The sequence below is a fragment of the Allostigmatella hybrida genome, from assembly GCF_020103775.1.
Lineage (GTDB): Bacteria > Myxococcota > Myxococcia > Myxococcales > Myxococcaceae > Hyalangium > Hyalangium aurantiaca.
The window spans coordinates 61,224-83,355 of the sequence record NZ_JAHXBH010000022.1; the positions used below are offsets into that span (position 1 = coordinate 61,224).

Genomic DNA, 22,132 nt, shown 5'->3' on the forward strand with positions numbered 1-22,132 from the left:
GGTGGCCGCGGCCCCACCACCGCTACTCAGGGGGTGAAGGAAAGTCCCAGGGAGCGGCCAGCCTCGAACTGGGGGGCCTGCTGGAGCCGCTCCAGCACCTGCTGCTGGCAGCTCAAGGTCACCATCGGGAGGGAGCCCGGCTCGCTGACCCACCGGACCGCGTCCATCAGCTGGTGGGAGTTCAGGTAGTCGAGCACCGCCGTGCGGAACCGGTAGCTCTCGGTGAGCGCCTTCGCGTGGACCTGCGAACGGTCAGGCCGGCAGCTGGGGCGGTACGGCGCAGGCTCCTCGCTGGGCATGATGATCGCATCAATCCACATCCGCGCACCTCTCCATTCTCAGTGGCCGGAAGGTAGCAAGGCGCGCCCTCAACGCATCCGCACAAGGTTGCATCTAGACGCCGAAAGGTTGCGTCTGGACGCCACGGACCGGGCCCTCTGTAAAAAGAGGAGCGCGGGCTTCCCATCTCTCGGGGCTATCGGGGTTTGGGAACGAGGAGCGCCGGTTCAGGCGTTCAACTCGAGGCCGGCGGAGCGGCCCGCTTCGAACTGGGGGGCGTTGCGCAGGTGCTCCAGCACCTGTTGCTGGCAGAGCAGGGTGACCAGGGGGAGGCAGCCCGGCTCGCTGACCCACTTCACCGAGCCCATGAGCTGGTGGCTCTGCAGGTAGTTCAGCACGGACGTGCGGAACTGGAGGCTCTCGTCGCAGCCTGCCTGGTGCACGGCACGGCGGTCACGGCGCGGCGAGGGGCGGTACGGCGCACGCTCTTCCCGGGGCATCACAATCGCCTCGATCCACATGGACGTGCCCTCTGCGTTCGTGAGCCAGGAAGTTGGCTACGTGATTATCGTACGGTTCCCGCCCCGAGTTGCGTCTAGGGGTAAAACGACAGGGCGACGAGATTTTGGAAGACCGGCAAAGGCGGGATGCAAGGGTGCGTACCGCCTGAGGATTTCCCCCTGCCGCGAGGCGTGACGGCCCGCGTCGCGGGCCGGTCAAAACACCCGCCTCTCCAGGCTGCAGGGTTTTCCATTTCTTCGGAACGGCCCCTCGCGAAGGCACCGACCCAGGGAGAGGGGCGCGCGGCAACCGACTCTCCAGGGAGGGTGCTCCGTTCAATCGCCCAGCGCGGGCAGCACCTGCACCTTGAGGGCGCTGGGGGTCGCCGCGGAACGGTACACGCGGTGGGTGGCGCGCACGAAGTCCTCCTCCTTCGCCTCGAAGATGTTGGGGACGAAGGTCTGCGGGTTGCGGTCGATGAACGGGAACCAGCTCGACTGCACCTGAATCATCACCCGGTGCCCGCGCAGGAACGTGTGGAAGACGTCGTTGATGACGAAGCGCACCTTCGTCACCTCGCCCGGCGTGAACGGCTTGGGCGTGGCGTAGTCCTCCCGGAACCGGCCGCGGAACGGCTCGCCCCGCACCAGCGTCTGCTGGCCACCCCGGTTGCGGGCGCCCTCGTCCTCGTCCTGCCGGCGCCAGCCGGGCAGCTTGCCCGGGTTCACGTCGATGAGCTTCACCACCCAGTCCGCGTCGGTGCCCGTGGTGGACACCCACAGCTCGGCCTCCAGGGGCCCCGCGAGCGTCAGGTCCTTGTCGAGCGGCTCGGTCTGATAGACGAGCACGTCCGGCCGGCGCGAGGCGAAGCGCTGGTCCTCGGCCATGTACGGCTTGTTCAGCTGGGGGGTGATCTCCGCCGTGAAGGGCACGGGCCGGGAGGGGTCACTCACGTACTCGTCGAAGAGGGCCCCCGTGCCGGAGGGAGGGGTGAACGTCAGGCCGCCCTTGGGCTGGAAGTAGAGCCGGGTCTCGCGCACGGTCTTGGGGGGCCAGGCATCGAAGCCCCGCCAGCGGTTGGCGCCCCCCTCGAAGACCCAGGCCTCGGGCAGCTCGGGCTTCGGGCCGTCCTTGAGGTGGTGCTTGAAGAAGGCCAGCACGGCCTCCTGGAAGCCCGCGCTCGTCGGGAAGCCGAAGTCGGCATCGCCCAGTGAGGCACCGTCTTCCCGGGCCCACCCGCCGTGGGTCCAGGGGCCCATGACGAGGCTGTTGGACGCCTTCGGGTTCTGCTGCTCGATGGCGCTGTAGGTCCGCAGCGGGCCGTACAGGTCCTCGGTGTCGTACCAGCCGCCCACCACCAGCACCGCGGCCTTGATGTTGCGCAGGTGGGGCAGCACGTTCCGCGCCTTCCAGAACGCGTCGTAGTTGGGGTGGGCGGTGAAGTCCTTCCAGAACGCGATGTCCCCCTTGAAGTAGCGCGTGTCCGCGTTGCTCAGCGGCCCCATGTCCAGGAAGAACTGGTAGCCGTCGGGCGTGCCGTGATCAAACCGGTCCCAGTCCTCGTTGGCCGTGGGCTGGGGCCGCGGCTTCCCGAAGGAGGAGAAGAAGTTGAAGGCCAGCATCAGGTTGAAGGCGCCATGCCGGTGCATGTCGTCCCAGTACCAATCGGCGATGGGGGCCTGGGGCGACACGGCCTTGAGCGAGGGGTGCGAGTCGATGGCGCCCGCCGCCGCGTAGAAGCCCGGATACGAGATGCCCCACATGCCCACGCGGTCGTTGTTGCCCGGCACGTTCTTCACCAGCCACTGGATGGTGTCGTAGGTGTCCGTGCTCTCGTCGATGTCCTGGGCCCCTCGCTTCGTGGGCAGCTGCGGCCGCACGTTGACGAACTCGCCCTCGGACAGGTTCCGGCCACGCACGTCCTGGAAGGCGAAGATGAAGCCCTCCTTCTCGAAGGCCACCGAGCTGCCCAGGCCCCGCTTGTACCGGTCCACGCCATAGGGCGCGACCGAGTAGGGCGTGCGCTGGAGCAGGATGGGGTAGCGCTTGCGAGGGCTCGCATCGGTGGGCACGTAGATGGACGTGAAGAGCCGCACGCCATCGCGCATGGGGATGCGGTACTCGTACTTGGTGTAGTGCTCGCGGATGAACCCGGCGCGCTCGGTGGGCTCGCCCTGGTAGGCGGGGCGCTTGGGCACCTGGGCCCACGCGGGGCTCACGAAGGCCAGCACCACCAGGGGGATGAGGAAGCGGGACATGGGGGGGTTACCAGGCGATGCCATAGTCCTCACCATGGTGGCTGGAGCCACCCCAGAAGGTGCCGTGCTTCGCGTCGAAGGCGATGGCGTTGATGGGGCCTGAGGTCCTCGCCTCGAAGCTCAGCTCGTACCCCATGCGCTTGAGCTCTCCGCGCACCCAGGGCGGCATCTGCTCGTGCAGCAGCAGCTTGCCCGGCTTCGAGGTGTGGTCTCCGAACGAGTTGCGCAGCTGGAAGCTGTTGATGTTGGCGGCCTCGGCCGCCTCCTGCACGGTCATCCCGAACTCCACCACGTTCAGGAAGAACTGGAGCAGGTTCTGGTCCTGGCTGTCCCCGCCCTGGACCGCGAAGGAGAGAAACGGCTTGCCGTCCTTCAGGGCCAGGCTCGGGGTGAGCGTGGCCCGGGGCCGCTTGCCCGGCTCCAGCACGTTGAAGGGGCTCTCCGCCTCGCTCATCGCGAAGCTCTGCATGCGCTGGCTCATGCCCACCCCCGTGCGGCCCGCGATGACGGAGGGCACCCAGCCACCGCTGGGGGTGATGGACACCACCCAGCCCTTCGCATCCGCGGCCTGGATGGACGTGGTCCCCGCGTAGAAGGTGCGCTCGAAGTCCTCCAGGCTCGTCTGCGGCGCGCTCGGGGGGGCCGGAGGCTTGGGGGGCCACTGCGTGAGCAGCTGCGCATACGGGTTGGTGCCGCCCTGGAAAGGGTAGGGGTCTCCCGGCTTGATGTCCGGATCGTTCTTCTCCCAGGAGATGAGCTTCGCCCGCTGCTTCGCGTACTCCTTCGACAGCAGGCCCCGGATGGGCTCCTCCGGCGGGAAGTACGGATCGCCGTAGTAGAAGTCCCGGTCGGCGAAGGCCAGGTTCATTGCCTGGTAGAGCGCGTGGATGTAGCGCGCGCTGTTGTAGCCCATGCCCTTCAGGTCCTGGCCCTCCAGGATGTTGAGCGCCTGGAGCAGCACCGGGCCCTGCACCCACGTGGTGAGCTTGTAGACCTCGATGCCCTTGTAGTCCGTCTTGACGGGCTGCTCGATGTGGACCTTCCAGCGGCTCAGGTCCTCCAGGGTGATGAGCCCTCCTTCCTCCTGGGCGCCCCGGACGAACTCGCGGGCGATGTCCCCCCGGTAGAAGCGCTCGTAGGCGGCCAGGATGGCCTGCTTGCGGTTCTTGCCCGAGGCCAGCGCCCGTTGCTCCGCCTCCACGAGCTTCTTCAGCGTGGCGGCGAGGTCCGGCTGGCGGAACACCTCGCCCGGCTGGGGGGCCTCGCGGGCCTCTCCCGCGTGCGGCAGCATCACCGCGCGCGTGTAGCGCCACTGCTTGAGCTTCTCCTTGTGCTTCTCCAGGCTGTTGGCCGCCTGGGCCTCGATGGGGTAGCCCTCGTCCGCCATCTGCAGCGCGGGGCCCAGCACGTCCCTCAGCGACAGGGTGCCGTACTCCGCGAGCATCACCATCAGCCCGCCCGGGGTGCCCGGGGTGACGGCGGCCAGGGGGCCGTACTCGGGGGGATACGCGAGGTTCTTCTTCTGGAAGAACTCCACGGTGGCCCCCGTGGGCGCCACCCCCAGGGCGTTGATGCCCACCACCTTGCGCGTGCGGGGATCATAGATGAGGGCCTGGGTCTCCCCGCCCCAGCTCAGCACGTCCCACATGGTGGCGGTGGCGGCCAGCATCGCGCAGGCGGCATCCACCGCATTGCCCCCTTTGTGGAAGATCATCGCGCCCGCGGTGGCCGCGAGCGGCTTGCCCGTGATGGCCACCCAGTGCTTGCCGTGCAGCACGGGCTTGGCGGTGGACTGCGCCCGGAGGGGCGCGGGGGTGAGCATCGCCAGGACAAGCAGGCCCATGAGGGCCCGGGGGAGCATCCCTGCTGCGTTCATGGCTTCTCCGGGAAGGGAGGGACAGGCGCGCAGCCTATGTCCGCGAGGCCTGAGGCTGTCCATTCTTCCGTCCCGCAAAGCAAAGGGCCCCGGGTTTCCCCGGAGCCCTTCACCGCTTCGTGCTCAGGGGCCTGCCCCGGTGCCGGAGCAGGCCCGCGCCGCCCTTAGCGGGGCGAGACCGTGAAGATCAGGTCGTCACGGTCATTGTAGTTGCCGGTGGAGCAGGTGCCCGCCGAGCTCTGGTAGCGGAACTGGGCGCGGATGGCCTGCAATCCCGTGGAGCTCGACTGCAGGTTGAACGTGTGGGTGAACGTCTTCGCCTTGCCCGCATCCGCCGCCGTGCAGGGGAGGCTGGTGGCCAGCGTGTTCCAGTACGGCTTGGACGGCTTGGTCGTGTAGTACAGGTCCAGGGAGTCCGCGGTCCCGAAGCACCACACCGTCACCTCGACCGTGACCTTCTTGCCCGCGTACAGGGGGCCCTTGTCCACGGTCTTGATGGCCATGCGGTCAATGCTCTCGTCCGAGTGGAAGGAGCCGCTGTTGCCGTCGGCGCAGACGGACGTCGACAGGGTGTTGGGCCGGTTCGTCTCGTTGCCGTTGGTCATGGTGCCCCGGCCCTTGATGAGCGTGGGGCCCGTGTCGCAGGCGCAACCCGCCGCGCACTTGGGAGCCGTCAGGGTGGCGTCGAAGCCGGCCTGGGCCGGCACGCAGGTGCTGCCGGTGGTGAACTTGGACACGCCGCTGAAGGCGCTCGGGCCGCAGACATCGGTCGAGCGCACCCGCCAGTAGTAGGTGGTGCTGGTGAGCAGCGCCGTCTTCGGCTCCCAGAGGCTGGCCGCCGAGGTGTGCGAGGCCACCACGTTGGTGAAGGCCTCGTCCGTGGCCACTTCCACCTCGTAGCCGGTGGCGCTCGGCCGGTCACCCCAGTTCAGGGAGAGGATGGGCTCGACGTTCGTGGCACCGTTCGTCGGGCTCTGCGTCGCGGGGGCCTGCAGCGTCACGCAGCCGCGCGTGGTGAAGGTGCGCGAGGCGCTCCAGTCACTGACGCCGCCGCAGGAGTTGGCCGTCCGCACCCGCCAGTAATAGGGGGTGGAGACATTCAGCGTGGGCGAGACGGCCCACTCCGAGCCGAGCACGCCAGTGGCCGAGGCCACCACGTTGGTGAAGGCCTCGTCCGTGGCCACCTGCACGTCATAGGTGCCGCCCGCCGTGCCCGTCCAGCTCAGGACCGCGGCCAGCTCCACGCCCCCGGTGCCGGCATCCGGCGCGCCCAGGGCAGGAGAAGAGGGCGCCGCGCACGTCGGCGTCACACAGGTGCAGGTGCTGCCCGCGCTGTAGCACGCGGCGCTCGAACCGGCCGCGACCACCGAGTAGCAGTACTGGCGGCCATTGGCCACCTCGCCATCGACGTAGCCCGGCGTGGTGACGGTGGCGATCTTCGCCTTGCCGAAGTCACAGCCCGCGAAGCCCTCGGTCTTCGTCACCCAGTACTCGGAGGCGTTGGGCACCGCGGACCACTGCAGGGCGACCTGGCCGTCCCCGGCGGTGACGGTGGGGGCGGGGGCCGTGGCAGGACCGGCGGAGCAGCCCGAGTCCACCGGCGCCGGCGTGGAGCAGGCGATGCCGTGGCGGTTGAAGGCCGCGTAGAGCGCGGTCATGTGCGGGGTGCCGTCGGCCAGGTTGCCGTTGTCATCGTCCGCCGCCAGCCACTGCATGTAGCCGTTGGTGGCGCCGCAGCCGTCGGAGGTACCCGCGGTGCAGTTGCAGCCGTGCCAAGTGCCCACGTTGCCGCTGCCCTGGTAGAAGATCTTGTTGGCCACCAGGAAGGCGGTGTTCGAGTCGTAGTTGTACGGCGCGGCCTGGAGGTCGCGCGCGACGAAGTCCCACGCCGCCTGGCGCACGGGCGAGGCCGAGCAGTGCACCTGCTTGCCGCACAGGCCTGTGCCCGAGGTGCAGCGGGTGCAGGTGAAGTTGGACGGGGTGGCCGGGGTGTTGGCGACGTGCTTCGCCCAGTCCGCGTCACGCACGCCGGAGCAGTTCGTGTTGCACCAGGGCTCGCCTTGGAGGGCCTCGTTCTGGTTGTAGCCCGAGCCGTCCAGCGTCTTGCCGCAGCCCTTGTCCGAGGTGTGGAAGAAGCCAAAGCCGACGCAGGAGGTCTGCAGGCGGTAGATGGCGGCGATGTCCGCGTAGCCCTCGCTGGAGTTGCTGAGCGTGCCGTTGGCATCGAAGTCATCCATGCCGTGGCCCCACTCGTGGTCGAACACGGCGCCGATCTCACCCGTGTTCCGGCACCCGCCGCCGCTCTTGTAGAAGTTGACGGTCGCGGCCGAGGGGCTCCAGAACGCGTTGCACGTCTGGGGCAGGTTGACGTTGGCGGTGAGCTGGCCCTGGAGCCAGGTGTTGCTGGGCAGCCAGCCACGGGCCTGCTCCTGCAGCTTGTTGGTCTCGTAGAAGCACGAGCGCGCCGCGGCCGTGTTGCCCGCGCCGCCGCCGCCGGTCACGCAGTCGTGGTCGTTGTTGTTTCCGCCCATGTTGATGCTGCCCGTGGCGGAGCTGAAGCTCGGCGTGCCGCAGGTGTCGGTGATCTTCACGTACTTGCCGGCCAGCGTGGTCTTCACTTCGCCCGCGCTGTAGCTGTAGACGCCCGCGCCATCCGTGTAGTTGTTGGGGGCGGGGAAGCCCGTGTCCGCCCAGGGCATGGGCGAGTTGGGCTGCATGGTGCCGCACACGGTGTTGTCCGCGCACGTGCCGACGTTGGTGGTCGGGTAGACGCCGCCCTTGATGGAGGCATCCAGGTAGTGGTTGTCGTCCTCCATGGAGAGGACTTCACCGGTCTGCGCGTCCACCGTGACCTTCCAGCGCTCCAGCTCGCCGGGCTCCTGGAAGCCGTAGGTCCACGCCAGGTTGTAGCTGTAGCCCTGGCCGAAGGTGCCCACGAAGGTCTGGCCCCGCTGCGCGTCCGCGCGCACCTGGGGAACGACTTCCAGCGTGGGCTGCATCCACAGGGTGCTAGGCGTCGAGAGCAGGCCGAACCGGTCGCCCGCGAAGGCGATGGCCTGCTCGGGCGCCACGGTGGGGCGCACCGAGAGCCGCTGGGGCGTGGACCACGCCTCGGTGCCGATGAGGATGAGGTTGCCGTGGCTGATGGTGGCCGCCACGCGGCTGTGCCGCACCGGCACCCCGTCCACCAGCTGGGGAATGTGCACCTGCCACAGCTGCGGGGTGATCTGCGTGACGCGCGGCTCGCCGAGCATCATCGGGTCCACGGCCATCGCGTCCTGGTTCTCGGCGATGAACTGGACGACGAGGTCGGCGATGGTGGCCTCGTCCACCCGGCGGACGTCACGGCCCAGGCGCTGGCGCAGGCTGTCGAGCGTGACGCGGTTGCCCACGCCGTCGCCGGGGATGAGGGGAATCACACCCTGGATGGACGTCGGGGTGCCCGTGCGCGCATCGAGGTAGACGTTGAAGTCGCGGCCGTGGCGCGCGAAGAACGCGTCCCACCCGCGCAGGCTCGAGGCGGACATCTGCGGCTGGAGCTCACGCAGGGGCACGTTGCTGATGGTCAGGGTGAGCTCGGGCTTGAAGAAGGCCTTGCTCGCCAGCGTTCCAGGACCTGACTCGGGGGGAACGATCGCCCAGCTCGCCGCTGCTCCCAGCAGCGCGCAACAGGCGGTCAACTTCGCGACATGACGCATTCAATTCTCCTACGGGGACCACGACACGACAAAAGGGACCGGAGCCGGTCCCAGGGGATGGGCAGCACGGGAAAGACGAATCTCGGAAGGTTCAGCAAGTGTAATAAATTGAACAGCCCGCTGAACAGGGGGGGCTCACGGTTTCGGCCAGATTCGCACCCAGTCGTCCTGGATGAGTTTGCCGCTGGTGCGCTCCGTGCTGCCACTGGCCATGAATTGGCGCGGTTCCCCGAGCGCGAGAGCGCCCGCTTCGACCCAAAAGAGCAACGTGGCGCCCGCCAAAAACAGGGGAACCTTGTGAGACAGGCGAGGGCGGGAATGAATGAAGACAATGAAAGGCAAAAGAATCAGCGGCACCAGCACGGGAAAGAGGACCAGCATTCCTCGCGCGTAACCAAAGAAGGCCAGGGTCACGAGCAGGCGGTGCAGGACCACGGCGGTGCAGAGGCTGAAGGCCCGGAAGGGCGCGCGCAGGGACAGCCCCGCCCCGATGAGCAGCAACAGTGCCAGCGGCCAGTGAAGCCAGGGGTGCTCGGGCACGAAGACATCCACGGGCGCGCGCGCCCCGGTCAGGCCCGAGGGCCAATCCGAGAGGCCGAAGCCCAGGCTCAGGCCTTCCAGCCACCGGGCCAGCTTGGCGAGCCACAGCCGGAGCCCCTCGCCGGGGTTTTCGGCCAGCCACCGCAGGCCCTCGGCGTAACCGTGTAACAGCAGGTGCCGCTGGGCGGGGTTCGAAGGGTCGAGGTGGCCCGCCGGGCCCATCTGGTTGATGAGGTCCGGCGTGAACCCTCCCGTGGCCCGCGCGTTGTTGGCCATGGCGAAGTTGATGGGGCCGTACGCGGTGACCAGGGTCAGCTCCGGCAGGGGCTCGAGCGCCGGGGCGCGAGCATTCAGCTCCTGGAGCATGCGCGCATTGTGCAGTGCCGTGGGGACCAGGAGGACCAGGGAGACGAGCACCGCGGCGGCCCAGCGCCCCAGCAGGGGCTTCAGCGCGGTTCCCGGGGGCCGGGTGAACAGCGCGTAGGCCAGGAGGAAGGGCCAGAGGTACAGGTGCTCGGCCCGCGTGAGCGCGCCCAGCCCCATGGCCGCGCCCAGCAGCACGAGGGTGCCCGCCGTCAACTGCCCGTCGCGGGTGCGGAGCACGAGCCCGCACGTGGCGGAGAGGAAGAACACGTACAGCACCTCGTTGCTGTACGTCGTCGAGAGGACGAGCCACCCGAAGCTGGAGGCGAAGAGCGCCGTGGCCAGCAGGCCCCAGGCGGGCCCCAGCAGCCGGCGCCACCACGCCCAGGACAGCGCCACCGTGGCCGAGTGGAGCACCGCCAGGCACAGCTTGTAGGGGAAGGCGCTGCCCCGGGGCGCTCCCAGCAGGCTGTACAGCATGCCCAGGAGCCCGGGGAACAGGGGCGGGTGGTAGGGCAGGGCCACGGGCGGCGGCTGGTGCCGGGCCTGCTCCAGGGCGGTGAGGTGGAAGAAGCGCGAGTCTCCATAGAAGAAGATGGAGAAGGGCCAGTCCCGGTCCGGCGAGGCCTGGAGGTAGAGCAGCCGGAGCAGGAGGCTCAGCAGAAACGTGGCCACGAGGCCCACGGCCAAGGAATGCCGGGCGCACAGCCGCCAGGTGCTGGAGAGAAACGCGCGCATGAAGTGCCGGGTGCCACCTTACATGGAAGCGCACCCCCAGGGCTGGGAGCGCGGCGGCGGGTGGGGCAGGATGAGGGCCGAATGCCCTCCTCCCTTGAGCTGTTCTTCACGGCCCTCCGCGAGCAACTTGGCGCCGAGGCCGTGGACACGAATCCCGAAACCCTGGCGCGCTACGGCGTCAACCTCCTGCCCTGCGGGGCCCGGCCCCCGGCCGGAGTGCTCTTCCCGGAGTCGACCGCCCAGGTGCAGACGGTGGTCCGCCTGGCCAACACGCATGGCGTCTCCCTCTGGCCCACGAGCACCGGGGAGAACCGGGGCCTGGGGCTCAAGTCCCCGGTGCGGCCGGGCCAGGTGGTGGTGGATCTCGGACGGCGCATGAACCGCATCGTCGAGATCGACGAGACGCTCGCCTATGCCGTGGTGGAGCCGGGCGTCACCTACGCTCAGATGTACGAGGAGCTGGGCCGGCGCGGGCACACGCTCATGATGGACACGACGTCGGGCCCGCCCGATGGCGGCATCCTGGGCAACACGCTCGACAAGGGCGCGGGCTACACGCCGTACTTCGATCACTTCGGGATGAGCTGCGGCTACGAGGTGGTGCTGCCCACCGGCGAGGTGCTGCGAACCTCCGATGGCGCCTCGCCCGGGGCGAAGACCCAGTACCTGTCCAAGTACGGGTACGGGCCGTTCATGGACGGCCTCTTCGTGCAGTCGAACCTGGGCATCGTCACCCGGATGGGGGTGTGGTTGATGCCCCGCCCGCCGGTGATTCGCGCGTTCTTCTTCACCTTCCCCGAGGACACGGACCTCGGCGACATCATCGAGCTGGTCCGGCCGCTCAAGCTCAACAACCTGGTGCCCACCCTCATCAAGGTGACGGGCGACCTCTACGCCCTGGGGACCGAGGAGACCTATCCGTATGCGCGGACCCAGGGCCGGACGCCGCTGCCGGATGCGCTCCGCAAGGAGCTTCGGGAGAAGCACGGCCTGGGCGCGTGGCTCGTCTCCGGCGCGTTCTATGGACCGACGGAAGAGGCCCTGCAGCCGATGCTCGAGCGGGTCAAGGCGCACTTCCTCCGGTCCGGCAAGGCCCGGTACCTCTCCCATGCCGAGGCGGAGCAGAGCCGCATCCTCCGGATTCACCTGGCCACCTTCAGCGGCCAGCCCACCCGGGACGAGCTGGATCTGGTCCAGTGGCGGCAGGGGGGAGGCGCCACCTGGTTCCTGCCGGCCACGCCCATGCTGGGCCCCGTCGCCAACGAGCATCAGGCCCTGTCCCGCCGCATCCTGGGCGAGCACGGCTTCGAGTTCGTCACCGAGTATGTCTGTGGCCCCCGCATGAGCCGGGCGCTGCACCTGATCCTCTTCAACCGCCAGGACGCGGAGGAGCGGCAGCGCGCCGGGAGATGCTTCCGGGCCCTGCTCAAGGCCTATGCCGAGGCGGGCTATCCCATCTCACGCGCGCCGCTCGATGCGCAGGAGGAGGCGATGGCCCGGCTCGAGGTGCTCCCCAGCGTGCTGTCCCGGCTCAAGAAGGCCATGGACCCCCAGGGCGTCATCGCCCCGGGCAAGTACGGCATTTCGTAAGGCACGCCCCCCTGAAGGGGAAGGGCCCCCGGCACGAGGGGGAGGGCACCTGACAGGTAGGAGACCAGGTGTCCTTTCCGGGCGATCCCAGGTTTTCGGGAGGCCGGGTATATGATGATGCTCACTGCTGAACGCTCACTTCTCCCTGTGAGATCTCCTTGGGGCACCTGCCGTCCACGGTCTTCATTCAACCCATGTCCCGGTTCGAGCACAGGCCGCTCGACACGGGGAACGTGCGGCCTCGGCGCACGGCCTTCTCCTTTCCGCAGTCCATTCCCCAGCACTGGTTGAAGGGCAGTCCAGCGCAGACGCACTTCTTCAACGCGATCAATCTGTTCGTGGTGTCCTTCGAGGACTTCATGGGGCGGGTGATGCGCGGGCAGCTGGTCAACCTGAAGGACCCGGAGTTCCTGCGGCAGGTGCGCGGCTTCATGGGGCAGGAGGCGACGCACTCCTTCGTGCACACGAAGTACCTGGCCAACCTCCGGGCCCAGGGCTACCAGATCGACGCGTACCTGGAGATGGCCGACCGCATCTTCAAGGACGTGTTCGAGAAGAGGCTCGGGCCCGCGCTCTGCCTGTCCATCATCGCGGGCTTCGAGCACATGACGGCCCTGCTGGCCGAGATCGTCCTGTCCTCGAACATGCTGGGCGAGGCGGAGCCCGCCATGGCCGAGCTCTGGAAGTGGCACGCGGCCGAGGAGATCGAACACAAGGCGCTGGCGTTCGATCTGCTGAAGGCGACGCACCCGTCCTACCTGCTGAGGCTCCTGGGCGCCTTCCTGGGGGCCCTGGTGGTCGCGGGCTTCCTGAACGCGGGCATGGCGATGCTGTTGAAGCAGGACCAGCAGCTCTGGCGGCGGCGGACCCTGAAGGACGCCTGGGAGCTGCTCCTGGGCAAGCACCGGATGGCCCCTCGCGCCCTGGGCCTCTTCATCAAGTACTTCCGGCCGGGGTTTCACCCCTCGCAATACGACAATTACTTCCTGGCGGACCAGGTGCTCCAGGGCCAGGAGCCCGAGCGCGAGGGCGTCCGGACGCGAAGCTCCCTGGAGCCGGCCGTCCCGTCCGTGAAGTGAGCCGGGGGGCTCCTTTTCACGATTGACACATGACCTGACCGGTAGTGTCTTTGCGGGACAACCCAGGACATGCCTTCCGGTGGGCGGTGTCCACGGGGAAGGCCAGGAGCCCCATGTCTCTCAGCAGCAGTGACGAGCGCGGCTATTACGAGCGCATCTATCAGGTCGTCCAGCAGGTCCCTCCCGGCAAGGTGACCACCTACGGGGATGTCGCCGCCATCGTGGCCGAGGGCTGCGACGCCCGCATCGTGGGCCATGCGATGGGGGCCCTCGGGCCCCGGTCCGTCGAGGTGCCCTGGCAGCGCGTCATCGGCCGCACCGGGCGCATCACCACCTCGGGCCTGCACCAGCGCGACAAGCTCGAGGCCGAGGGGATTGGCTTCGATGAGCGGGGGTATGCGCTCATGGAGCGCTTCCGCTGGGAGGGCCCCAGCGCGGAGTGGGCGCAGGCGAACGGCTGCAAGACGCTGTCCTCCGAGGCCGCCGCGGAGGAGGAGGCGCCGGACTCCCAGCTCCGCCTGTTCTAGGCGGAAAAAAACCGGGGCCCCGGCGGGGGCAGGCGTGGGATTCTCCCGGTGAGGATTCCCATGACCGAGCTCGACACCCTCGATGCCTTCGCGCGCCACCTCCGGGGTGGCGCCTCCCTCGCCAACGTCATCCTGCAAGGGCTCGATCTGCGGGGCCACACGCGGGAGCTGAGCGTCCTGCCGCTCGCGGGGGCCATCTTCCTGGGGTGCCAGCTCGAAAAGGAGGCGCTCCAGACGGCCATTGCCCACGGGGCGATGGTGTTCCCGCCCTTCACGGGGCTGCCCTACGTGCCCTACCGCAACAGCCTCTACACCCCCGAGGAGCTCTACGCGGGCTTCGAGTCCGCCCGGCCGGAGACCTACGCGCAGACGCTGGATGCGCGCATCTACGCGCACTGGAACGAGCGGGGGCGGGCCAACCCGCCGTCGCTGCTCGAGACGCTGGGACAGCGGCTGCATGACCACGCCATCACCGATGCGATGGAGGAGCTGCTGGCGGTGGAAGGCCCCCCGCGCAAGGTGGTGGCCATCATGGGGGGCCACTCCATGCGCCGGGGCGAGGCGGACTACCGGACGGTGGCGGTGCTGGCGCGCGAGCTGACGCGCCGGGGCTTCTTCATGGTGAGCGGGGGAGGGCCCGGTGCCATGGAGGCCACGCACGTGGGGGCTTGGTTCGCCCGGCGGACGGAGGCGGAGCTGGCACAAGGCCTGGCCGTGCTCGCCCAGGCCCCGAGCTACACGGACCGGGAGTGGCTCGCGCGGGCCTTCGAGGTGCGCGCGGCGTTTCCGCTCCGGGACGAGGACCTGCTGGCCTGCGCCAGCCTGGGCATTCCCACCTGGCACTACGGCCATGAGCCGCCCAACCCCTTCGCCACCCACATCGCGAAATACTTCGCCAACAGCGTCCGGGAGGATGGGCTGCTCACCATCGCCACGGGGGGCATCGTCTATTCCCCCGGCAGCGCGGGCACCATCCAGGAGGTGTTCCAGGACGCGTGCCAGAACCACTACAACTCCGTGGGGGTCATCAGCCCGATGATCTTCCTGGGCCGCGAGTTCTGGACGCGCACGCGCCCCGTCTACCCCCTGCTCGCGCAACTGGCCCAGGGGTACGAGTACGCGCGGTACCTGCGCATCACCGACGACGTGGAGGAGATCATCCAGGCGTTGGAGGCGTACGAGCGCGAGCGGGCGGAGGGGGCAAAGACCTGAGGCTTTTTCCGGCGGGCCTGGGCTATGGTCTCAGGCCATGCCAACTCCCCACATCTCCTCCGCGCCGGGAGACTTCGCCGAGGTGGTGCTGATGCCCGGAGACCCCCTCCGGGCCCGCTACATCGCCGAGCGGTTTCTCACCCAGCCCCAGCAGGTGACGTCCGTGCGCAACATGTATGGCTACACGGGCACCTTCCAGGGGCGAAGGCTGTCCGTGATGGGGCATGGAATGGGGATTCCCTCCCTGTCCATCTACGCCACCGAGCTCATCAAGGAGTACGGGGCCAAGGTGCTCATCCGGGTGGGCAGCTGCGGGGCCATCCGCAAGGACGTGCCGGTGCGCAGCGTCATCATCGCGCAGGGGGCGGGGACCGACTCGAAGGTCAACCGCATGCGGTTGATGGACCACGACTTCCCGGCGGTGGCGGACTTTGGCCTGGTGCGCCGGGCGGTGGAGGCGGCCGAGCGGCGCTCGCGCGTGGCCCGCGTGGGCAGCGTGTTCTCGACGGACCTGTTCTACCACCCGCAGGGCGCGCTGCTCGATGCGCTGGAGCGTATGGGGCTGCTGGCCATCGAGATGGAGGTCGCCGGGCTGTACGGCGTGGCCTCGGAGTATGGCGCCCGGGCGCTCGGACTGCTCACCGTGTCGGACCAGCTCCGCACGGGCGAGGCGCTGTCCGCGGAGGCGCGCCAGACGTCGTTCGATGAGATGATCGAGCTGGCCCTGGATGTCGCCGCCGCCGAGAGCGCCTCCATGGCGTGAGCGGGGGCGCCTCATCCGGTACCCCCTGGAAGTCAAAGACCTGCACGGGAGCTGTCATGCGCGTCGTCTTGATGTCCGGTTCGTCCCACCCCGTGCTGGGGGCGGCTCTCGCGGAGGCGCTCGGGGTGGAGCCTGGGCGGTGTGAGATTGACCGCTTCCCGGATGGCGAGCACCACGTCGAGGTCATCGAGGAGGTGCGGGGCTGTGACGTCTACCTGCTCCAGTCCCTGGGGCCCCCGGTGGACTCGCACCTGATGGAGCTGCTGCTGCTGGTGGACGCGTGTCGCCGGCGGGGGGCCGGGCGGGTGACGGCGCTCGTGCCGTACTTCGCCTATGCCCGGCAGGACCGCCGGGAGACGGGCCGGGAGCCCCTGGGGGCGCGGCTGGTGGCTGACCTCATCCGGGCCTCGGGGTTGGACCGGATCGTCACGTTGGACCTGCACAGCCCGGCCGTGGAGAGCTGCTTCAGCCTTCCGGTGGAGCACCTGAGCGCCATGCCCCTGCTGGCCGAGCGCCTGCGCCAGCTCGTCACCCCAGGCTCGGTCATCGTCGCGCCGGACCTGGGGGCCATGAAGCGCGCGGAGCGGTATGCCGCGCTGCTGAAGCTCCCCGTGGCCGTGGTGCACAAGCGGCGCACGAGCGGCTCCCAGGTGCATGTCCACCACATCACCGGCGATGTGAAGGGCTGCACCCCCATCCTCGTGGACGACATGATCTCCACCGCGGGCACCATCGAGGCCGCGGTCCAGGCGCTCCTGGAGGCGGGCTGCGAGCCCCAGGTCACCGTGGTGGCGACGCACTCGCTGCTGGTGGGCCCGTCCATCGAACGCCTCCGGCGGCTGCCCCTGCTCCGGCTGCTGACGACCGACAGCGTGCCGAGGCCCGCGGCCCTTCCCATTCCCCTGGAGACCGTCTCCATCGCCTCGTTGCTGGCCCGTGCCATCGAAATGTTGAGAGCTGGGCTGTCAGGACGTTAGACAAAGATGCTGAGTTCCCGAGGGCTTAGGTAAGCCGAGGCAGGCTTGTCCCGGAGTCTAAGAGGGGCGGGGTTGGAATGACCCACCAAGCTCTGCTAGGGTGGCCGTTGCTGCTGACACCTGGAGTTCTCTGTGTTGGACATGGAGATGTACGCAGTTCGTCCAGATGCATTGATTCCAGGAACCCTGGTGGGCAACTGGCGCGTCCTCCAACGCCTGGGACATGGCAGCCAAGGGGCTGTCTACCGGGTCGAGGATGTGCGTCAGCCCCGGGAGCACCTGGTGCTGCGCATCTCCCTTCGCGCGGCGGAGGGCCGGTTCGATCAGTGGACGGCCCAGCTCAAGCGAGCTCACCCCAACGTGGTGCTGCTGCACGCCTGTGGGCGCTGGCCCCGGCCCCGGAGCGGCTTCTTCTACTCCGTGCGCGACTACGTGAAGGGCCAGGCGCTGTCGAACTGGGTGGAGACCGTCAACCCCACCTTCCTCCAGGGGGCCGCCATCCTCAGCCGGCTGGCGCTGGCCATCGACGACATGCACCAGCGCGATGTCTGGCACCGGGACATCCGCCCGGACAACATCCGCGTCCGCGACGGGGATGGGGAGCCGGTGCTGCTGGACCTGCGGGCGGGCGGCAACGAGGAAGTCGATACGCTCACCCGGATGCCGCTGCCCACGGAGCTGCTGATGTACCGCAGCCCCGAGGCCCTGCGCTTCCTGCGGATGAACTGGGGGCGCCGGGGCGTGCGCTACCACTTCCGCCCCGCGGATGACCTGTACGCGCTGGGGGCCACGGCATACTGGCTGGTGACGGGGCACATGCCCTTCTCGGCGGCGCTCGCCCCGGACGTGCTCCACGGCGCGCTCGAGATGCGGATGCCGGTGGCGCCCCACGAGGTGAACCCGCGCGTCCCCCGGGCCTTCAGCGCGTTGATTCTCCGGCTGCTGGAGAAGGAGCCGGATTACCGGCCCCGCAGCGGTGAGGCCCTGAACGCGGAGCTGGTGGCGGCCGTGTCCGCGGGCGCCCGGTCCATCTGGGCCTCCCGCATCTTCGACTGGTGCCGGGATGCGGCGGGGCAGGAGCTGTCCCCGCTGCGCATTCTCCGCCCCACGGCCCCCTGGGAGGGCAGCTCCGGGTGCCCGCGCCTGCCCCGGGTGGTGCACTTCAACCCGCCCCACGACAAGGCGCTCTTGCCCTTCGAGCCTCCCCCCTGGTGTGCCAATCCGGTGCCGGTCCGCAAGTGTCCCGAGGAGCCCATGGGGCCCTGGTCCCAGATGATGTGAGCGGGGGAAGCTCGCTTCGCGGATGGAGGCCGTACCCATGATGCAGCCACAGCGGGTGTTGTCCGAGGAATCCTCTCCCACACCAGATGCCGCTGAAGGCCGGATTCCCCAGCGCCCAGAGCTCTTGGAGCCGGGCGTGGCCCTGCTGGAGATCCTCCCGGACGAGGACCTCTTCGGTTACCTGAAGCGCGCGCGTGGAGGCTTCGAGCCTCGCCTCTACCAGCAGCTGCTGGGCGCGGCCAACGCCTTCAAGGAAGGCGATGCGTCCATTGGCGTGGCGGCGGCGGACGCGCGGTCCCGGGACAATGCCCGGCTCCTGCTCGCGCGCACCCGGGTGGGAGACCTCCATGCCCACCCGCCCCTGGAAGACCGGCTGCACGTCTTCATGACGGAGGCGATCGACACCGAGGCCCAGGCCCTGACGGCGGACTGGACCCTGGGCCGGCTGAAGGACTTCCTGCTCTCGGCGGAGGAGGCGGCGGTGAAGTCCGTCTGCGCCGGGTTGGGCAGTGACGTCATCGCCTGCGCCGTGAAGCTGATGAGCGACGCGGAGCTCACCGCGCTGGGCAGCAAGGTGTTTCACCCGCTGCCGGGCAGCCACCTGGGCGCGCGCGGGTACCTCGGGGCGCGCATCCAGCCGAACTCGCCCACGGACCACCCGGACGACATCCGCTGGCAGGTGTTCAACGGCTGGTCCTTCGCGGTGGGGGACGTGGTGCTGGGCACCAACCCGGTGTCCTCGTCCCCCACGTCCGTGGCCGCGGTGGAGGCCGCGCTGCACGACATCCTCGTCACCTTCGGGCTCGAGGAGGTGATGCCCCACTGCGTCCTGGCCCACATCGATGTCCAGGCGCGCGTGGAGGAACTGCAGCCGGGCACCACGGGCATCTGGTTCCAGAGCATCGCGGGCACCGACGCGGCCAACGGCACCTTCGATCTCACCCTGGAGAAGATGGTGGAGTACGCGGCGCGGCGCACGGGCCGCTTTGGGCTCTACTTCGAGACGGGGCAGGGGGCCGACGCCACCAACGGCCAGCACGGCGGCTGCGACATGGTGCTGCTGGAGTCGCGCAAGTACGGCTTCGCCCGCGCGCTCAAGCGGCGCGTGGCGCTGGCGCGGGTGGGAGCGGGGCACGAGGCCGAGCCCTGGGTGCACGTCAACGACGTGGCAGGCTTCATCGGCCCGGAGGTGTTCCGCACCCGCGAGCAGCTCGTGCGCTGCTGCCTCGAAGACATCGTCATGGGCAAGCTGCACGGGCTGATGATCGGCCTGGACATCTGCTCCACGCTCCACATGGACGTGACGCTGGATGATCTCGGCTGGTGCCAGGACCAGATCGCCCCCGCGAGCCCCGGCTACCTGATGGCGCTGCCCACGCGCAATGATCCGATGCTCAGCTACCTCACTACGTCCTTCCAGGATCACGTGCGGCTGCGCGAGCGGTGGGGCACCCGGGTGGATGACCGGATGTGGGCCTTCTTCCAGCAGCTCGGCGTCATCGACGCGCAGGGGCGGCCCACGGAGCACTTCGGGGACCCCCGCTGGGTCTACGCGCAGTACCGCCGGCGCAAGGGTGACACCCGCCCGGACGCGGAGCTGCGGGCGGAGGCCGAGCGGGGCATGGCCGAAGTCCATGCCCGCAGCGTCGCGCTCGCGGTGGGGCACGGGGCGCGGCCCTGGGAGATGGTGGCCGGGCTGGAGCAGGAGGTGCGCGGCCACTACGAGGACGCCAAGGCGGGCATCTGGACGGAGCTGTCCCCCCGGTTCATCGAGACGATCTCCCAGGCGGTGCGCCTGCGCACCCAGGCGATGGACCGGCGCGACTACATCCTCCACCCCGTCTCCGGAGAGCGGCTGGAGGCCAGCTCGGTGAGCCGGGTGGAGGCGCTGCGCCTGCGCCGGGAGGCCCGCTGGGACGCCCAGATCGTCATCTCGGACGGCCTGGACCCCCGCTCGCTCATGGACGAGGGCCACCTGGGCCCCTTCCTGGAGGCCCTGCGGCGGGAGCTGGAGGCCCACGACTACCGGGTGGCCCCCGAGCACCTGGTGGTGTCCTATGGCCGGGTCCGCGCGGGCTACCAGGTGGGAGAGCTGCTGTTCGGGGACGCGGCCGACCCGCTGCCCCGGGCCCTCATCCACGTGGTGGGCGAGCGCCCCGGCTCCGGCCACCACAGCTTCTCCATGTACCTCACGGCCCCCTCGGGCAAGGGGTGGACGGGCGCGCCCCGGCCGGTCGACCACGACCTGACCCGGGTCATCGCGGGCATCTCGGACACGAGCGTCCGGCCGGAGGACGCCGCCCGGGAGGCCCTTCGCATCCTGGGAGAACTTTGCCGGGGTTGAGCACCGAAGAGGGCTTTGCCCTAGTGCATCCCCCCTGACGTGTGAAGTACATAGAAACGCATGTCCAGTGGCGATGGATGGTGGATGGCAGGGCAGCGCACCCGTGGGTACCTGCTGCTGCTGCCATTCCTTCTCCTGGTGGCCTACGCCGTCGCGTTGGGGCTGCACACGCTGCGGCACGAGGGGAATGCCCGTCTCCTCGGGGTGGAGGAGAGCACCGCCAAGAAAGTCACCCTGCGGATGGCCCGCCTGCAGATGGCGCTGGCCCGCAACCTCAAGGCCGGGCAGCTCGCCGCGGTGCGGGCCCGGATCTCCGAGCTGGGCGCCGACCCCCACGTCCGGGTGGCGCTGCTGGTGGATGACCAGGACCTGGTCCTGGCCTCGACCCGGCTGGAGCTGATCGGCAAGCCCCTGCAGGAGGCGTGGCCCGAGCTCGCCCAGCCTCCGTACACGGAACGCGCGGCGCACGCCCGCACGGACTGGACGGGAAGCGTGGACGTCAGCCCGGATGGGGGGCAGCTCGTGGGCAGCTACCCCGTCTTCCTCAACCCGGACACCACGCCCCCCCGGGTGGGCCTCCTGTTCCTTCAGCACGACCTGATGGCGCTCAAGGCCGCCAGCCGCCAGGAGACCCAGCGGACCGTGGTGCAGGCCACCTTCCTGTTCCTGCTGCTCGCCGCGGGCATCGGGGTGTTGTTCCACGTCATCCTCGGCCGGCGGCTCCAGAAGCTGGCCGACGATGTGCGCAACCAGATGGGCGTGGCGCCCTCCGCGCAGTCCGAGCTGCCCCGGACGGATGCCCTGGGCAACCTGGGGCTGGCCATCGACGAGCTGGCGGCGGAGATCGGCCGCAACCGCCAGCGGCTCGAGGAGAACGAGGAGCGCTTCCAGACGCTCATCGAGCGCTCGCCGGATGCCATCCTGATTCACCGCGAGGGCCAGCTCGTCTTCATCAACCCGGCCGGCGTCTCCATGCTGGGGTACGAGCGGGCCGAGGAGCTGCAAGGCCGCCCCATGGAGGCGCTGCTCCCCTCGTCGGACGAGGAGGAGACGCTGACGGGGGCGCCCCTGGAGGCGGCCTCCGCGGCCGCCGAGGTCGAGTGGCAGCACCGCTCGGGGCGCAAGGTGCTCGGCGAGGTGGTGGCCTTTCCGCTCGTGTTCGACGGCAAGCCCGCGGTGGTGTCCATCGTGCGGGATGTCACCGAGCGCAAGGCCGTGCAGACGCGCCTGAGGGCCGCGGACCGCATGGTCTCGCTGGGGACGCTGGCGGCGGGGGTGGCGCACGAAATCAACAACCCCTTGTCGTTCATGCTGAGCAACCTGCGGTTCATCGACGACGAGCTGCGCGCGCTGATGGAAGAGGGGCAGAGCCTCGCCAGCGAGCGCGGCAGGGAAGTGCGGGAGGCGCTCCAGGAGACGCTCGTGGGCGGCAACCGCGTCAACGACATCGTCAAGGACCTGAAGACCTTTGCCCGGAGCAACGAGGAGCGCTACGGCCAGGTGAACGTGCACGAGGTGTTGGACCTGTGCGCGAACATCGCCCGGAGCGAGCTGCGCCACCGCGCGCGGCTCGTGAAGGAGTACGGGACGCTGCCGCCCGTGCTCGCCAACGAGTCCCGGCTGGGGCAGGTGTTCCTCAACCTCATCGTCAACGCCGCCCAGGCCATTCCCGAGGGCGGGGACGTGAAGGCCAACGAGGTCCGCCTCACCACCACCCAGGATGCGCAAGGGTGGGCGGTGGTGGCGGTGAAGGACACGGGGACGGGCATCTCGCCCGAGAACCTCGGCCGGCTGTTCGATCCATTCTTCACCACCAAGCCCGCAGGCGTGGGCACGGGGCTGGGCCTGTCCATCTGCCACGGCATCATCGTGGCGCTGGGGGGCCGCATCACCGTGGAGAGCGAGCTGGGCAAGGGCAGCACCTTCCGGGTCTTCCTGCCCCCCGCGGGCGGAGGCGCCGTGACGGCCCTGCCGGAGCAGCCCCCGGCCGCCTCCGAGCAGAAGCGGCCGGAGGCCAGCTGAGCCGTCCGTCAGCGCACGCGGCGGGCCCCTGGCGCGTCAGGAGACGCGAAAAAGCATGGTGTGCCCTGGCGATCCCGGGGATCG

The 22,132-nt window shown here is 69.3% G+C and carries 15 protein-coding genes; 9 read left to right on the plus strand and 6 right to left on the minus strand.

The window, feature by feature from the left end:
- Window positions 1-26: 26 nt before the first annotated feature.
- The 6 genes from KY661_RS26800 to KY661_RS26825 all read right to left on the minus strand — a co-directional run bounded on the left by KY661_RS26800 (window position 27) and on the right by KY661_RS26825 (window position 10,253).
- A complete protein-coding gene (locus tag KY661_RS26800) occupies window positions 27-320 on the minus strand; it encodes a hypothetical protein (protein WP_225412932.1) in 294 nt (97 codons plus the stop codon).
- A 186-nt stretch (window positions 321-506) separates the two neighbouring features.
- Window positions 507-800 (minus strand): hypothetical protein, encoded by a 294-nt coding sequence (locus tag KY661_RS26805; protein ID WP_075010335.1) that lies wholly within the window; start codon window positions 798-800, stop codon window positions 507-509.
- A gap of 315 nt (window positions 801-1,115) precedes the next feature.
- Window positions 1,116-3,038, minus strand: coding sequence for a CocE/NonD family hydrolase (locus tag KY661_RS26810; protein WP_225412933.1), 1,923 nt, complete (start codon window positions 3,036-3,038; stop codon window positions 1,116-1,118).
- Window positions 3,039-3,045: 7 nt separating this feature from the next.
- Window positions 3,046-4,914 (minus strand): gamma-glutamyltransferase family protein, encoded by a 1,869-nt coding sequence (locus KY661_RS26815; RefSeq protein WP_225412934.1) that lies wholly within the window; start codon window positions 4,912-4,914, stop codon window positions 3,046-3,048.
- A 164-nt stretch (window positions 4,915-5,078) separates the two neighbouring features.
- Entirely contained in the window at window positions 5,079-8,612 is a 3,534-nt protein-coding gene (locus KY661_RS26820; RefSeq protein WP_225412935.1) for an endopeptidase, read from the minus strand.
- A gap of 135 nt (window positions 8,613-8,747) precedes the next feature.
- Window positions 8,748-10,253, minus strand: coding sequence for an ArnT family glycosyltransferase (locus KY661_RS26825; RefSeq protein WP_225412936.1), 1,506 nt, complete (start codon window positions 10,251-10,253; stop codon window positions 8,748-8,750).
- Between the two features lie 81 nt (window positions 10,254-10,334).
- Between KY661_RS26825 and KY661_RS26830 the strand changes: the two genes are divergently transcribed.
- The 9 genes from KY661_RS26830 (at window position 10,335) to KY661_RS26870 (ending at window position 22,048) form a co-directional block, all read left to right on the plus strand.
- Window positions 10,335-11,843, plus strand: a complete 1,509-nt coding sequence (locus tag KY661_RS26830) for an FAD-binding oxidoreductase (protein ID WP_225412937.1) — start codon at window positions 10,335-10,337, stop codon at window positions 11,841-11,843.
- A 158-nt stretch (window positions 11,844-12,001) separates the two neighbouring features.
- Window positions 12,002-12,922: a metal-dependent hydrolase gene (locus KY661_RS26835; protein WP_225412938.1), complete on the plus strand. Its 921-nt coding sequence runs from the start codon at window positions 12,002-12,004 to the stop codon at window positions 12,920-12,922.
- A 113-nt stretch (window positions 12,923-13,035) separates the two neighbouring features.
- Complete coding sequence (locus KY661_RS26840) at window positions 13,036-13,449, plus strand: MGMT family protein (RefSeq protein ID WP_225412939.1); 414 nt, start codon at window positions 13,036-13,038, stop codon at window positions 13,447-13,449.
- Between the two features lie 60 nt (window positions 13,450-13,509).
- Window positions 13,510-14,661, plus strand: coding sequence for an LOG family protein (locus KY661_RS26845; protein ID WP_225412940.1), 1,152 nt, complete (start codon window positions 13,510-13,512; stop codon window positions 14,659-14,661).
- Window positions 14,662-14,698: 37 nt separating this feature from the next.
- Window positions 14,699-15,424 (plus strand): purine-nucleoside phosphorylase, encoded by a 726-nt coding sequence (deoD, locus tag KY661_RS26850; protein WP_075010343.1) that lies wholly within the window; start codon window positions 14,699-14,701, stop codon window positions 15,422-15,424.
- 56 nt (window positions 15,425-15,480) lie between these two features.
- Window positions 15,481-16,401: a ribose-phosphate diphosphokinase gene (locus KY661_RS26855; RefSeq protein ID WP_225412941.1), complete on the plus strand. Its 921-nt coding sequence runs from the start codon at window positions 15,481-15,483 to the stop codon at window positions 16,399-16,401.
- Between the two features lie 141 nt (window positions 16,402-16,542).
- The gene (locus KY661_RS26860; protein WP_225412942.1) at window positions 16,543-17,682 is read left to right on the plus strand and encodes a serine/threonine protein kinase; all 1,140 of its coding nucleotides are present in this window, start codon (window positions 16,543-16,545) and stop codon (window positions 17,680-17,682) included.
- 40 nt (window positions 17,683-17,722) lie between these two features.
- Entirely contained in the window at window positions 17,723-20,026 is a 2,304-nt protein-coding gene (gene eutB, locus KY661_RS26865) for an ethanolamine ammonia-lyase subunit EutB (RefSeq protein ID WP_225412986.1), read from the plus strand.
- A gap of 84 nt (window positions 20,027-20,110) precedes the next feature.
- On the plus strand, window positions 20,111-22,048 hold the full coding sequence (locus tag KY661_RS26870; protein ID WP_225412943.1) for a two-component system sensor histidine kinase NtrB: 1,938 nt from the start codon (window positions 20,111-20,113) through the stop codon (window positions 22,046-22,048).
- Window positions 22,049-22,132: the final 84 nt, after the last annotated feature.

Excerpts from the sequence above, each read along its gene's own strand:
- KY661_RS26845 (WP_225412940.1), top strand. The coding sequence starts at position 13,510 with ATGACCGAGCTCGACACCCTCGATGCCTTCGCGCGCCACCTCCGGGGT.
- KY661_RS26840 (WP_225412939.1), top strand. The coding sequence starts at position 13,036 with ATGTCTCTCAGCAGCAGTGACGAGCGCGGCTATTACGAGCGCATCTAT.
- KY661_RS26820 (WP_225412935.1), bottom strand. The coding sequence starts at position 8,612 with ATGCGTCATGTCGCGAAGTTGACCGCCTGTTGCGCGCTGCTGGGAGCA.
- eutB (WP_225412986.1), top strand. The coding sequence starts at position 17,723 with ATGCAGCCACAGCGGGTGTTGTCCGAGGAATCCTCTCCCACACCAGAT.
- KY661_RS26860 (WP_225412942.1), top strand. The coding sequence starts at position 16,543 with ATGGAGATGTACGCAGTTCGTCCAGATGCATTGATTCCAGGAACCCTG.
- KY661_RS26800 (WP_225412932.1), bottom strand. The coding sequence starts at position 320 with ATGTGGATTGATGCGATCATCATGCCCAGCGAGGAGCCTGCGCCGTAC.
- KY661_RS26805 (WP_075010335.1), bottom strand. The coding sequence starts at position 800 with ATGTGGATCGAGGCGATTGTGATGCCCCGGGAAGAGCGTGCGCCGTAC.
- deoD (WP_075010343.1), top strand. The coding sequence starts at position 14,699 with ATGCCAACTCCCCACATCTCCTCCGCGCCGGGAGACTTCGCCGAGGTG.
- KY661_RS26825 (WP_225412936.1), bottom strand. The coding sequence starts at position 10,253 with ATGCGCGCGTTTCTCTCCAGCACCTGGCGGCTGTGCGCCCGGCATTCC.
- KY661_RS26815 (WP_225412934.1), bottom strand. The coding sequence starts at position 4,914 with ATGAACGCAGCAGGGATGCTCCCCCGGGCCCTCATGGGCCTGCTTGTC.
- KY661_RS26855 (WP_225412941.1), top strand. The coding sequence starts at position 15,481 with ATGCGCGTCGTCTTGATGTCCGGTTCGTCCCACCCCGTGCTGGGGGCG.
- KY661_RS26870 (WP_225412943.1), top strand. The coding sequence starts at position 20,111 with ATGGCAGGGCAGCGCACCCGTGGGTACCTGCTGCTGCTGCCATTCCTT.
- KY661_RS26810 (WP_225412933.1), bottom strand. The coding sequence starts at position 3,038 with ATGTCCCGCTTCCTCATCCCCCTGGTGGTGCTGGCCTTCGTGAGCCCC.
- KY661_RS26830 (WP_225412937.1), top strand. The coding sequence starts at position 10,335 with ATGCCCTCCTCCCTTGAGCTGTTCTTCACGGCCCTCCGCGAGCAACTT.